A 12,188-nucleotide genomic window follows, 5' to 3' on the forward strand; every position below is an offset into this window, starting at 1 on the left:
TCCCGTCTGCCCGGCGCGCCCGTTTGCCGACCTCACCACCCCTGTCCTCATCGAAGTGGAGCCATGACCGAAGAGACTGGACCGACCGAGACCGCCGTGAGGCCGAAGCCGGCGCGGCAGTTGCTGCACCACGTCGAGTTCGGCTCCGGCACGCCCGTGGTGCTGCTGCACGGTTACACCGTCGACCACCGGCTCCTGCTGCCGCTGGAACCCGTGTTCGCCGCGCGCCGCGGCTGGCGGCGGCTCTACGTCGACCTGCCCGGCTCCGGCCGCTCGCCCCGGCTGTCCGGGCCGGTCACGGCGGAGGCCATGGGCGAGGCGGTGCTGCGGTTCGTGGACAAGACCGTCGGCGACGAGCCGTTCGCGGTGGTGGGCATCTCCTACGGCGGCCAGCTCGCCCGTCACCTGATCGCCGAGCGCGGCGGGCGGGTGCTGGGCGCCGCGCTGCTGGCACCGCTGGTCAGGCCGGCCGGGGAGCGGACGCTGCCCGAGCGGCAGGTGCTCGCCCGGGACGAGGCGCTGCTGGCGGCGCTGGACCCGGCCGACCGCGAGGTGTTCACGAGCATCGCGCTGTACCAGGACGACGCCGGCTGGAACGCCTTCCGCGACCACGTGCTGCCCGGCTTCCGCGCCCATCACCGCGGGGACGCCGCCGAGCTGCTCAAGGCGTACCTGTTCCGGCAGGCTCCGGAGTCCCGTTCCGGCCCGCACGACGGCACGCACCTGGTGGTGACCGGCCGCCAGGACCACATGGTCGGCTGGCGGGACCAGCTGGAGCTGCTGGACCACTATCCGCGCGCCACCTACGCGGTCGTGGACGGCGCCGGGCACAACGTCCATCTCGACCAGCCGGACGCCGTGCACGGGCTGCTGGGCGACTGGCTCGACACCCTGGCGGCGCAACGCGACTGATCAGGCGCCGTACCGGCCTCCCGAACGGACCGCCGAAGGTATCCCCCGGCCTTCGGCGGTCATCGGCATGCCCGTCGCCAATGTTTTGTTCATAAGATTTTGACAAGCCCCCGATGTTGATCCACCGGGCGTATCAGGATTGGGTCAACCGGTATTTTCCGACCCCTGGCCAGGGTCCTCCACGCCCCTCGCCCCGCCATGTTTCCGCAGCTCAGCACGGGAAGTAGCGAAGTACGGTACGGACGACGGACAGAATTGTGGATCCGAGGGTATTTTGTGGCTCGGGCACATGCACGATGCACCGGCCTCAGTCTGAGCGTTACGAAATACGAGGGGACGTAGCGTTTATGTCGTCGAGTGAGACGCGCATGGCAACGAGTGACGGTCCGCGTATCCAGACGTTTGTGGAGGACGTATTCAGATCACTTCACAGAGTGGAACAGCACCGTTGGGCCCGGGCCTATCTGCGGGCCCTGCTCCAGGGCTCCGGAAAGAAGACACCGCGGCGCATGGCCCAGGAGGACTTCTTACCCACGGCGGCGCTGCGCGGTCTGCACCAGTTCATCAACGCCAGCTCCTGGGACTGGCGTCCGGTGCGCCGTGAACTCGCCCGGCGGGTGGCCGCGACGGCGGCGCCCTACGCCTGGACGGTCGCCGAGCTGGTCATCCCGAAGAACGGTGCGCACTCGGTGGGCGTGCACCGCCGGGTGGACCCCGCGACCCGGCAGACCGTCAACTGCCAGCGGGCGCTGGGCCTGTTCCTGGCCGGTGCCCAGGGCGCCTTCCCGGTCGACTGGAGCCTGATGCTCAGCGGCCCGTGGGACGGCGACCCGCAGCGCCGGCGGCGGGCCCGGATACCGGAGGGGGAGCGGGAGCGCCCGGTCGGCACCTACCTCCTCGAGTACGCGGCGGACGCGGTCACGCTGCCGCACGGCGCCGGGCTGCCCTGGGTCCTGGACCTGAGCCGGTGCCAGGAGGCGGCCGCGGTGCTGGGGGGCCTGGGCCGGGAACGGCTGGACGTGGTGGCCGAGGTCGATCCCGGCCAGGCCGTGCTCGTCGGCCGGCACACGCCGACCGTGCGCACGGTCGGCGGCCTGATGGGGGTCCGGCACGCCCGGCAGCCGCACGTGATGATGCGGCAGGCCCCCGACGGCCGCACCAAGGCCGTGACCATCCACACCTACACCGGCACGGTCCGGCTGCCGCGGCTGGCGGGCGCCGACGGCGGTTCGCGCGCCTACCGGATCCTGGAGCGGCCGGCCCTGGACGGCCGGCTGCCCGCCCGGTACTGGCTCACCAGCCTCACCGACCGGCCGGTGGACGAGGTGCTGTGCCTGGTGCGGGGCCGCACCGCCGCCCTGTCGGCCGTCTCCGTCCTGCAGAACCGTCTCGGCGTGCTGGACTTCGAGGGCCGCTCCTTCCCGGGCTGGCACCACCACATGACCATGGCTTCGGCCGCGTACGCCTACCAGTACCTCGACCCCGTCCCGGAGCACGCCTTCGCCCCGCCGCCGGCCGCCCGCGCGGCCGAGCCGAGCGGGGCCGGGGCGAGCTGACGGCACGAGGAGCGGAGGCAGAGCGATGAAGAGGGGACGGCAGGGGTGACGAACGTACTCGTGGTGGAACGGGACGCCGCCGCGGCCGAGGCGACCGAGCGCGATCTGCGCAGACAGGGCTACACCACGCGGAGCGTGCACACCGGGGCCGGGGCGCTGCGCGCGTACCACGACGCGGACCTGGTGCTGCTCTCGCTGGACCTGGCCGACATGGACGGACTGGAGGTGTGCCGGACGGTGCGCGGCGACGGCGACGTCCCGCTGATCGCCGTGACCGACGACGGCGAAGAACTGGAGCGGGTCCTCGCGCTGCGCGCCGGGGCCGACGACTGTGTGGTCAAGTCCTGGGGATTCCGGGAGATAGGCGCCCGCATAGAGGCCGTACTGCGCCGGGCGCACCGCGAACCGGGCCCGGAGAAGACGATTTCCCTGCGCCCGTTGCATATCGATCCGCGTACCCGGGAGGTACGTCTGCACGACCGGCTGGTGCCCGTCACCTCGAAGGAATTCGAGCTGCTGTACGTATTGGCGCGGAATTCCGAGACGGTGGTGTCGCGGAAGGAACTGATGGCGAAGGTGTGGGGCAGCAACTGGGCCTGCACCAGCCGCACCATCGACACCCATGTGAGCAGTCTGCGGTCGAAACTGGGCTCCAGCCGGTGGATCACCACCGTCCGGGGCGTGGGCTACCGGATGGGGTACGGCGACTGCCGTGCCGCCGAGCGTCCGCGGGAGTCCGGGTGGCCGGAGGTGACCGAGCTGTCCGAGGCGTCGTAGAGCCGAGGCGCCGGGCGGTCGCCGGTCCGGCGTGGGACGGGGCCCCGGCGCGCGTCGGCGGGTACGCGCCGGGGCCCCGTCGCGCCGGTCAGACCCGCACCGGCGTCAGCCGGCGCAGCAGCGGGTGCGCCGCGCCCTCGTCCCCGTCGGCCAGGGCGCGCAGGGCCCACCACGCCGACGCCAGGTTGGACGTGAGCAGGGTGCGGCCGGGCTCCCGCCGGGCCAGCTCACCGAGCGCCGCGAGGGTGCCCATGCCGGTGCCGGTGAACAGCAGGGCGGTGTCCGCGGGCAGGTCGGAGGCGGCCGTGCGGTCGAGTATCCGCGCGGTCGTGACCTGGTACGGATCGTGGTGCGGCTCCTCCCCGGGCGCCTCGCGCGCCGGGACCGTCACGACCCCGTCGACGGTGAGGCCGGCCTCCTCCCAGAAGGCGCGCGAGGTGTCGGTGAGCCAGGGCTGGTACGGCGAGACCAGGGTCAGCCGGCGTACGCCCAGGGCCGCGCAGGTGTTCAGGATCGCCTGGGTGGAGGACCACACGGGGTAGCCCGCGCGCGCGGACAGCTCGGCGCAGAAGGCGCGGTCGCCGTCCGGGCCGAGCAGGTAGTGGGAGGCGCTGCACGCCACCACGGCCCCGTCCAGCCGCATCCCCCCGAACCGGCCGAGGGTGTCGGGCAGGACCCGGTTGTAGGTCTCCAGCATGTCCTTCAGGCCGGCCCCGGGCGTGGTGGGGAAACGGGCCGTGTACACGTTCACCCGGCTGCCGAGCAGCGCGGCGAACTCCGGTTCAGCGGTCGGGTTCTCCGGCGGGACGACAAGCCCCAGCCGGGGCAGTGAGAGAAGGTCCATGCCTGGCACGGTAGGCGCCCCGCGCGCGCCCGGGGACCGTATTCCGGCGTCTCTTGCACACGCCGACACCCTTCTTGCAGACCCTGTACTTCTTGACATTCCCTGACACTTTTCCACGGCCTTCTGACGCGGAATTCGTTGCTCTGTGCCCCGGCGGCGCGGAAGCTATTGGGCAGCGCCAGCCGCAATCGTTCCCCGGATTGCGGTTCACCGAACTCGTCCGGAATGCAGGCCGTACCCCCTTTCCGGAACAAGGAGTGAACTGGAATGGCAGCAGCGGAAAACCACGAGAAACTTCCGAACCCGCCCCTGATATCCGACGCCACCCTGCGCGACTCCGCGCACATGGCGGGCGTCGAGTTCGGCCCGAAGGACGCGGCGGCCATCGCCGGCCTGCTGGTGCGCACCGGCGTCGAACTGGTCGAGGTGGGCATGGTCTCCGGCCCCGGCACCAAGGACGCGCCGCTGATCGAGGCCGTGCACGAGGCGGTGGGCCCCGAGCGCAGCATGACACTGCTGGTGGTGCGCGACCGCCAGCAGGTGGCCCGGGCCCTCGACGAGGCCGAGCGGCTGGGCGTGCGCCACGTCATGTACTCCATCCCCACCTCGGAGGAGCACGCCGTCCTCAAGCTGGGCACGCCCAGCGCCAAGTTCCTGAACGCCCTGGCCCGTTCGGCGGTCTCGCAGGCCAAGGAGCGCGGCTTCCACGTCACCTTCAGCGGCGAGGACGGCGCCCGCACCCCCCGGGAGCGGCTCGTCCCGTACGTCACCAACGGTTTCGAGGCCGGGGCCGACCGGTTCCGGCTCGCCGAGACCGTCGCCTACCTCTCGCCCTGGCAGATGGAGGCGAAGATCGCGGACCTCACCGCGATCGACGGCTCCGAGATCGAGATCCACTCGCACAACATGCTGGGCATGGCGGTCGCCAACTCGCTCGCCGCCGTCCGGGCCGGCGCCCGGTGGATCTCGGCGACCGTCGGCGGCATCGGCGAGCGCGGCGGCAACGCCCCGCTGGCCGAGCTGCTCACCTCGCTGCGGGTCGTGCACGGCGACACCCGCTTCGACCTGACCCACCTCACCGAGCTGTCCCGGACCGCCCTGAAGGGCTCCGGCCTCGGCACCGCCTTCCAGTCCGGCCCGACCACCCCGCACGCCTTCGCCTACGAGCTGCCCGGCCAGCTCAGCCACCCGGAGGCCTACGAGACCCTGCCGGCCGAACTCGTCGGCGGCTCCCGCGAGCTGCGGGTGCGCACCCGGCTGACCCCGGCCCTCGTGAAGTGGGCGCTGGCCGACTCCGGGGTCGAGGTCGACGTCGACGCCTTCACCGCCTGGCTGACCGAGCGCCAGGTGGCGGCCGGCGGACCGGTCCTGGACCGGGACGCGGTCCGCAAGGCCGCGGTCGACTTCCAGGCCGCCTGAACCATCCCTTCCCCTCCATCCCTCCTCCTGGAAACGGAGTCCACCATGACCACCGCCGCCACCCTCTCCGGCACCTGCCCCGAGTGCGAGACCGACCTGACCGTGCCGCCGGTCGTCCAGGGCGAGACCCTGTCCTGCCCCGAGTGCCTGCTCACGCTGCGGGTCGAGGACGTCTCCGACGGGCGGCTGACCCTGGAGACGGTCGAGGTCCAGCTGCGCGACTGGGGCCAGTGATGGGCAGCAGAGTCGCCGTCGTCGCCGACCGGATCGCCTGGGAGGAGCGCGAGCTGATCCAGCGGGCCGACGCCTTCGGGCTCACGGTCGACTGGGTCAACGACGAGTCGCTGTGCCTCGGCGATCCGGGCGCCCCCTCCGTGCGGGACCACGACGTCCTGCTGGTCCGCAGCCGCAGCTACACCCGCGGCGGCCTCGTCGCGAGCCTCGCCGAGGCCGCCGGGGCCCGCACCGTCAACACCTCCCGGGCGATCCACGCCTGCGAGAACAAGGCCGCGCTGCGCACCGTGCTGCGCGCCGCGGGCGTCCCGGTGCCGGACTTCCGGCTGGTGCTGTCCCGCAGGGACTTCACCCAGGCCCTCGCCGAGCTGGAGACCCCCGTCGTGCTCAAGCCGGTCTTCGGCGGCATGGGCAAGCGGGTCACCCTGATCCGGCACACCGACACCGCCCAGTCCGTGTACGACTACGTCGAGGACCTCGGCCACGCCTTCGAACAGGCCTGCCTGGTGGAGCCGTACATCGGCGGCGGCACCTCGGTGCGCTGCCTGGTCGTGGGCCACGAACTGGTCGGCGCCGCGGAGTTCGCGAGCGGCGGCACCGACTGGCGCAACAACGCCGCCCTCGGCAACGACAGCCGCGCCCTCGCCCACGACCCCGACATCGTCAAGATCACCGACGCGGTGACCGCGGAGCTGGGGCCCGGCATCTACGGCATCGACCTGTTCCGCACCGACGACGGCTATGTCGTCAACGAGGTCAACCACGCCCCCGGCTTCCGGGCCGTGGCCTCGGCCACCGGTGCCGACGTCCCCTCGGCCATCGCCCGCTACGTGCAGGAGCTGCTCGCATGATCCGCGCAGGAGTCGTCGGCGCCTCCGGGCTGGCCGGCGGCGATCTCATCCGACTGATCACCCAGCACCCCGACCTGGAGCTGACCTTCCTCGGCGGCTCCTCCAACATCGGCAAGCGCCCCGCCGAGCTGCACCCCGGCCTGCGCATCGACACCGGCCTGACCGTGCAGCCGGTCACCGACGACGTCGCCGACCGGGTCGACGTCCTGCTGCTGGCCACCCCCGCACCGGTCTCCGCCGAGCTGGCCGAGCGGTTCGCCGACCGGGTCCCGGCCGTCGTGGACCTCAGCGGCGCCTTCCGCATCCGCACCCCCGAGCGGCACGCCCGCTGGTACCCGAAGGTCGAGCGCCGCACCGACCTGGCCGACCGGTTCGTCTACGGCGTGCCGGAGCTGATCGGCGACCAGCTCGCCGACGCGGCGCTGATCTCGCTGCCGGGCTGCTACGCCACCGCGATCACCCTGGGCCTGGCCCCGCTCACCCTCGGCCTCGGCCTGGACCTGAAGACCGTGGTGGTGGACGGCAAGAGCGGCTCCAGCGGCGGCGGACTGCACCTGCGCACCGCCGACCTGCACCCCTTCCGCAACGGCGCCATCGCCCCGTACGCGCCCACCGGGCACCGGCACGCGGCCGAGGTCAGCGACTTCCTGGAGCGCAGCAAGCCCGGCTCGGTCGGCTCGCTGAGCATGTCGGCGTACGGCGTCTCGCACGTGCGCGGCCTGCTCACCAGCAGCTACGTCTTCACCGACGGCGAGATCGACCAGCGCACGCTGCAACGGGCGTACCTGCGCTTCTACAAGGAGCACCGGTTCGTGCGGGTGCGGCGGCACACCGAGACCCTGATCCCGGTGCCCGACCCGCAGGCCGTCCTCGGCTCCAACTACTGCGACGTGACGGCCCTGTACGACGAGGAGAGCGGCCGGATCGTCGTCCTCGCCGCGCTGGACAACCTGGTCAAGGGCGCCGCCGGCCAGGCCGTCCAGGCGGTCAACCTCCGGTTCGGACTGCCCGAGGAGACGGGCCTGACGATGCACCCGGTGATGCCCGCATGAGCGCCGCACAGCAGCCCGTGGACGCCCTGGCCGCCCCGGCCGTCGTCAAGCTCGGCGGCAGCGCGGTCGACGACCTCGACGGGGCCTGGTGGGACGACCTGGCCCGGCTGGGCCACCAGCGCCCGCTGGTCCTGGTGCACGGCTGGTCGAAGCCGCTGAAGAAGCTCAGCGCCCGCTACCGCGAGCCGTCCGCGGTCCTGCGCGACCGGTACGGCAACCAGAGCCGCTGGACCACTCCCGAGGTCATCGAGGACATCAAGACCGTCAGCACCCGGCTCGGCGAGGAGGTGCTCCAGCGGCTGCGCGACCGCGGCCTGGACGCCGGACGCCTCCTCGGCAGCGACGGAATCCTCGCGGCCGGGCAGGCCGAGCGCTGGTGGTGGCGGGACAAGCAGCTGGTCGAGCTGGAGAACCTGGTCGGCCCGGTCACGGACGCCGACCCGGCCCAGCTGAAGGACCTGGAGCCCGGCCGGGCCCGGCTCGTCACCCCGCTGGCCCGCAACCCCGAGGGCCGCGAGGTGAACACCGACGCCGACCGGGCCGCCGCCGCCCTCGCCGGTGCCGTCGGCGCACCCGACCTGGTGCTGGTCACCGACGTCAGCCATCTGCTGATCGACGGCGAGCCGGTGCGCGAGATCGGTGCCGAGGCCGCCGCCGCGTTCCGCGACAAGGGCGCCACCGGCGGCATGCGCAAGAAGCTGCGGGCGGCCGGCGAGGCCCTGGAACGCGGGGTGGACCGGGTCGTCATCGGCAGCGCGCCGGTCTCCGACCTGCTCGCCGCCCGCACCGGCACCGTCATCACGCGAACGTGAGGAGGACGCACATGGCGCAGCCCCGTGTCCTGGTCGTCAACAACGGAACCCTGTCCCTGCCCCAGCTGCGCCGCCGCTTCGAGGAGCTGGGCTCGGCCACCGACGCGGTCGACGCGGTGTCCGTCCCCGCCCGGCTCGACGGCCGCTACCAGGCGATCGTGCTGAGCGGCACCAAGGTGCGGGCGTACGACCAGGAACACTACAAGCCGCTCATCGACCTGGTCATGACCTCCGACGTGCCGGTGTTCGGCATCTGCGGCGGCATGCAGATCCTCGCCGTCGCGGCCGGCGGCGAGCTCGCCGAGGGCCCGCAGCGGGTCGGCGGCCACGAGGCCCAGGTCGACACGGAAGACCCGCTGTTCACCTACGTCAAGCCGACCGTGACGGTGTTCCACCGGCACACCCTCTACCTCCGTCAGGCGCCGGCCGGTTACCGCTCCATCGGCCGCTCCGAGCACGCGCCCGTGGAGTTCCTGCGCTCCGACGACGGACGCGTCTACGGCTCCCAGGCCCACCTGGAGTTCCGCAGCGACGGCCGGGAGATCCTGCGCGGTTTCACCCAGCTCTACCAGTGATCCACGATGTGAGGAGTTGGCAGTTGCCATGAGTTTCACGGAAGACAGCCAAGAGCCCGCGTTCGTCACCCACCTGAACGGCAGCGGGGGCGGCATCAAGGGCTGGGTGGTCGTCGACACCCTGGTCGACGGCCTGGCCATGGGCGGCGTGCGGATGACCCCCCACGTCACCGAGGAGGAAGTGCGCGGCCTGGCCCGCGACATGACCGACAAGTTCACCCTGGCCGGCCTGCGCATCGGCGGCGCCAAGGGCGGCATCGTCTCCGACGGAAGCGACCGCGAGCGGACGTTCCGCACCTTCGGCCGCACCGTCAAGCCCCTGCTGCACGGCGGAATCCACCTCGGCATCGACATGGGCGTCACCCCCGCCGACCGGGCCGTGTTCTTCGCCGAGGCCGGCTACGACCCGCGCTACCGCCCGGGCGCCCCGGACATGCCCGTCGACTGGCGTACGTACTACGAACCGCTCATCGATGTCACCGGGCACGGGGTCGGCGTCGCCGCGCTGACCGCGCTGGAGTCACGCGGCCGCGGCGAGGCCGCCCGGGTCGTGGTGCAGGGCTTCGGCGCGGTGGGCCGCGCGGTCGCCCGGTTCCTGGAGGACCGCGGCCATGCCGTCGTGGCCGTCGCCGACGTCCAGGGCACCATCAGCGCCGACCGGCTGCCGGTGGCCGGCCTCGTCGCGATCACCGACGAGTTCGGGCGGATCGACCGCACCCGGCTGCCGCAGCACGTCACCACCTCCGCCGAGCCGGACGCCTGGCTCGACATCGACGCCGACGTGCTGGTCCTCGCCGCCCAGAAGCACGCGCTGAACGCCGGCAACGTCCACCGGCTGCGCGCCGGCCTGGTCGTCGAGGGCGCCAACCTCGCCTCCGACTCCGAGGCGCGGGAGAAGGCCCGGGCCGCCGGTGCCACGCTGGTGCCGGGGGTCATCGCCAACATCGGCGGGGCCGGCGCGGCCGCCCTGGCCGTCACCCGGGTCGTCCCCTTCGACCTGGCCGCCGACGCCCGCAAGGCGTGGGTCTTCGACTGGATCGGCGACCGGGTACGGGAGAACACCCGGGCCCTGCTGGAGATCGCGGCCGGCCGGGCGGGCGACCCGCTGCCCGAGCTGCTCGCCACCCGCCGCAAGGAGCTGCAGCGATGACCGCCCCGGCCGAGACCCGGCGCCCGGCCGTCACGCCCGAGGAAGCCGCCGAGTACCTGCGCCGCGGCTGGTGGCGCACCGAGACCTTCCTCGACGACCTGCGCCGCCAGGTCCGCGAGCGCCCGCACCGGCTGGCCGTCGCGGGCCGGCGGGTCGCCGAGTCGCGCACCGACACCCTGGACTACGCCGAACTGACCCGGCTCACCGACCGGTTCGCGCTGGCCCTGCTCCGGCTCGGGGTGCGCCGCGGGGACGTCGTCGCCGTCCAGCTGCCCAACCGGTGGGAGATGGTGCCGCTGATGTTCGCGTGCATGCGCGTCGGCGCCGTCGTCTGCCCGATCTCCCCGGTCTGCCCCGAGGAGGAACTGCGGCACCGGCTCGGGCTGACCGAGGCCCGGGTGGCGATCACGCTCCCCGAGTGGACGGGCACCCCGCTGGCGAAGATCGTCACCGGACTGCGCGCGGAACTGCCCGCGCTCGCCCACGTCGCGGTGGTGGACGGGCCGGTGCCGGAGGGCGCGATGTCCTTCCACGACCACTTCGTGGCCGTGCCCCGCGAGGAGGAGCCGGGCGCCGGGCAGCGGCTGGAGGGGCTGGCCCTCGGACCCGACGAGCCGTTCGTGGTGCTGTTCACCTCCGGCACCACCGGCGAGTCCAAGGGCGTGCTGCACAGCCAGAACACCGTCCACTCGGCCGTGCGCGGCTACGTCGACGCGTTCCGGTCCGACGAGGACTGGGTGGCCGCGGTGTCCACCCCGCTGGTGCACTACTCCGGCTTCGCGCAGGGCGTCCTCGGGAGCGTCCTGCTCGGCGGCACCGTCGCCTTCCAGGATGTCCGCAGGAACGAGGCGCTGCTGGACCTGGTGGAGCGCTACGGCGCCACGCTGCTGTACGGCCCGCCGGCCACGCTCGCCGACGTGGCCGCGTCCCAGCGCGTGGAGAAACGGGACACCGGCACCCTGCGGCACGTCGTCATCGGCTCCGCGCCGGTGCTGAAGGAGCTGGCCGACGAGGTGCACGCGGCGCTGGGCGCCCGGACCTACTCGCTGTGGGGCATGTCCGAGAACGGCCCGGTGACGATGACCCGGCCCGCCGACCCCGAGGACTGGGCCGCGTACAGCAACGGCGGCCCCATCGACGCCATGCGGTTCCGCATCGAGTCGCCCGGCGCCGACGGCACGGGCCGGCTGAAGGTGCGCGGCGCCTCCCTCGCCCTCGGCTACTACCGGCGCGAGGAGGTCTTCGCCGCCGAGTTCGACGCGGAGGGCTGGTTCGACACCGGGGACCTGGCGCGGGACGACGGGCGCGGCGGCATCCGCATCGTCGGCCGGGCCCGGGACGCCATCGTCCGGGACGGGCTGGTGGCCCCCATGACCGAGCTGGAGGCGGTCATCGGCAGCCACCCCGATGCCGTCGAGGCCGCGCTGGTCGGCCTCCCGCCCGCCGGCGCCGGCGCCGGGCCGGTCATCTGCGCGGTCGTGGTCCCGCGCGCCGGGCAGGCCCCGGACCTGAACGGGATACGCGACCGGGTCCGCGCCTGTGGCCACGACGAGCGCTTCCTGCCGGACCGCCTCGAACTGGTCCCCGCCCTCCCCAAGACCCTGACCGGCAAGGTCCGCAAGGCCGAACTGCGCGCCCGCTACGGAACGGGGTGACCGGCATGCCGACCACTCCCGACACGGCGACGCCGCCGGTTCCGCCGACGGCCACTCCACCGGCCACGGAGCCGGTCCCGCACCCGGCTCCGCCGGCGGCGGCGCAGTCGGTCACGGAGGCGGGTCCTTCCGCGGCACCGCGGGCGGCCGGTTCCGTGGCTTCCCAGCCGCTCCGGCAGGCGGCGGCGCAGTCGGTCACGGAGGCGGGTCCTTCCGTGGCACCGCGGGCGGCCGGTTCCGTGGCTTCCCAGCCGGTCCGGCAGGCGGCGGCGCAGTCGGTCACGGAGGCGGGTCCTTCCGTGGCACCGCGGGCGGCCGGTTCCGTGGCTTCCCAGCCGGTCCGGCAGGCGG

12 protein-coding genes are annotated in these 12,188 nt (G+C 73.2%); 11 read left to right on the forward strand and 1 reads right to left on the reverse strand.

The genetic code is table 11. The features are described 5' to 3' along the window. Positions 1-63 precede the first annotated feature (63 nt). The 3 genes from AB0E62_RS03760 (at position 64) to AB0E62_RS03770 (ending at position 3,245) form a co-directional block, all read left to right on the forward strand. A complete protein-coding gene (locus tag AB0E62_RS03760; protein ID WP_362187507.1) occupies positions 64-912 on the forward strand; it encodes an alpha/beta hydrolase in 849 nt (282 codons plus the stop codon). 368 nt (positions 913-1,280) lie between these two features. Then, positions 1,281-2,468 carry a transposase gene (locus AB0E62_RS03765; RefSeq protein WP_362187510.1) on the forward strand — a complete coding sequence of 396 codons (1,188 nt, stop codon included), beginning with the start codon at positions 1,281-1,283 and terminating at the stop codon, positions 2,466-2,468. Between the two features lie 45 nt (positions 2,469-2,513). Continuing rightward, the gene (locus tag AB0E62_RS03770; protein ID WP_362187513.1) at positions 2,514-3,245 is read left to right on the forward strand and encodes a response regulator transcription factor; all 732 of its coding nucleotides are present in this window, start codon (positions 2,514-2,516) and stop codon (positions 3,243-3,245) included. Positions 3,246-3,333: 88 nt separating this feature from the next. On the opposite strand, the gene AB0E62_RS03775 is transcribed toward AB0E62_RS03770, so the two are convergent. Next, positions 3,334-4,089, reverse strand: a complete 756-nt coding sequence (locus AB0E62_RS03775) for an arylmalonate decarboxylase (protein ID WP_362187516.1) — start codon at positions 4,087-4,089, stop codon at positions 3,334-3,336. A gap of 267 nt (positions 4,090-4,356) precedes the next feature. Between AB0E62_RS03775 and AB0E62_RS03780 the strand changes: the two genes are divergently transcribed. From AB0E62_RS03780 to AB0E62_RS03815, 8 genes are read left to right on the forward strand one after another with little or no spacing between them, the layout of a single operon-like run. Next, the gene (locus AB0E62_RS03780; RefSeq protein WP_362187519.1) at positions 4,357-5,508 is read left to right on the forward strand and encodes an isopropylmalate synthase; all 1,152 of its coding nucleotides are present in this window, start codon (positions 4,357-4,359) and stop codon (positions 5,506-5,508) included. Positions 5,509-5,553: 45 nt separating this feature from the next. Continuing rightward, positions 5,554-5,742 carry a lysine biosynthesis protein LysW gene (locus AB0E62_RS03785; protein ID WP_362187521.1) on the forward strand — a complete coding sequence of 63 codons (189 nt, stop codon included), beginning with the start codon at positions 5,554-5,556 and terminating at the stop codon, positions 5,740-5,742. Then, a complete protein-coding gene (locus tag AB0E62_RS03790) occupies positions 5,742-6,593 on the forward strand; it encodes a RimK family alpha-L-glutamate ligase (protein ID WP_362187524.1) in 852 nt (283 codons plus the stop codon). The genes AB0E62_RS03785 and AB0E62_RS03790 overlap by 1 nt, the downstream gene beginning before the upstream one ends. After that, positions 6,590-7,645 (forward strand): N-acetyl-gamma-glutamyl-phosphate reductase, encoded by a 1,056-nt coding sequence (gene argC, locus AB0E62_RS03795; protein ID WP_362187527.1) that lies wholly within the window; start codon positions 6,590-6,592, stop codon positions 7,643-7,645. Before AB0E62_RS03790 ends, argC begins: the two co-directional genes overlap by 4 nt. Continuing rightward, positions 7,642-8,457, forward strand: a complete 816-nt coding sequence (locus AB0E62_RS03800) for an acetylglutamate kinase (protein ID WP_362187530.1) — start codon at positions 7,642-7,644, stop codon at positions 8,455-8,457. Before argC ends, AB0E62_RS03800 begins: the two co-directional genes overlap by 4 nt. Positions 8,458-8,468: 11 nt before the next feature. After that, entirely contained in the window at positions 8,469-9,032 is a 564-nt protein-coding gene (locus tag AB0E62_RS03805) for a gamma-glutamyl-gamma-aminobutyrate hydrolase family protein (protein ID WP_362187533.1), read from the forward strand. A 28-nt stretch (positions 9,033-9,060) separates the two neighbouring features. Beyond that, positions 9,061-10,182, forward strand: coding sequence for a Glu/Leu/Phe/Val dehydrogenase dimerization domain-containing protein (locus AB0E62_RS03810; RefSeq protein WP_362187536.1), 1,122 nt, complete (start codon positions 9,061-9,063; stop codon positions 10,180-10,182). Further along, complete coding sequence (locus AB0E62_RS03815) at positions 10,179-11,837, forward strand: AMP-binding protein (RefSeq protein WP_362187539.1); 1,659 nt, start codon at positions 10,179-10,181, stop codon at positions 11,835-11,837. Before AB0E62_RS03810 ends, AB0E62_RS03815 begins: the two co-directional genes overlap by 4 nt. Positions 11,838-12,188 lie beyond the last annotated feature (351 nt).

Source organism: Streptomyces sp. NPDC038707 (genome assembly GCF_040636485.1).
In the GTDB taxonomy this organism is placed as follows: Bacteria; Actinomycetota; Actinomycetes; order Streptomycetales; family Streptomycetaceae; genus Streptomyces.

Coding starts and splice junctions, on each gene's coding strand:
- AB0E62_RS03790 (WP_362187524.1), top strand. CDS start 5,742: ATGGGCAGCAGAGTCGCCGTCGTCGCCGACCGGATCGCCTGGGAGGAG.
- AB0E62_RS03785 (WP_362187521.1), top strand. CDS start 5,554: ATGACCACCGCCGCCACCCTCTCCGGCACCTGCCCCGAGTGCGAGACC.
- AB0E62_RS03815 (WP_362187539.1), top strand. CDS start 10,179: ATGACCGCCCCGGCCGAGACCCGGCGCCCGGCCGTCACGCCCGAGGAA.
- AB0E62_RS03760 (WP_362187507.1), top strand. CDS start 64: ATGACCGAAGAGACTGGACCGACCGAGACCGCCGTGAGGCCGAAGCCG.
- AB0E62_RS03810 (WP_362187536.1), top strand. CDS start 9,061: ATGAGTTTCACGGAAGACAGCCAAGAGCCCGCGTTCGTCACCCACCTG.
- AB0E62_RS03775 (WP_362187516.1), bottom strand. CDS start 4,089: ATGGACCTTCTCTCACTGCCCCGGCTGGGGCTTGTCGTCCCGCCGGAG.
- argC (WP_362187527.1), top strand. CDS start 6,590: ATGATCCGCGCAGGAGTCGTCGGCGCCTCCGGGCTGGCCGGCGGCGAT.
- AB0E62_RS03765 (WP_362187510.1), top strand. CDS start 1,281: ATGGCAACGAGTGACGGTCCGCGTATCCAGACGTTTGTGGAGGACGTA.
- AB0E62_RS03780 (WP_362187519.1), top strand. CDS start 4,357: ATGGCAGCAGCGGAAAACCACGAGAAACTTCCGAACCCGCCCCTGATA.
- AB0E62_RS03805 (WP_362187533.1), top strand. CDS start 8,469: ATGGCGCAGCCCCGTGTCCTGGTCGTCAACAACGGAACCCTGTCCCTG.
- AB0E62_RS03800 (WP_362187530.1), top strand. CDS start 7,642: ATGAGCGCCGCACAGCAGCCCGTGGACGCCCTGGCCGCCCCGGCCGTC.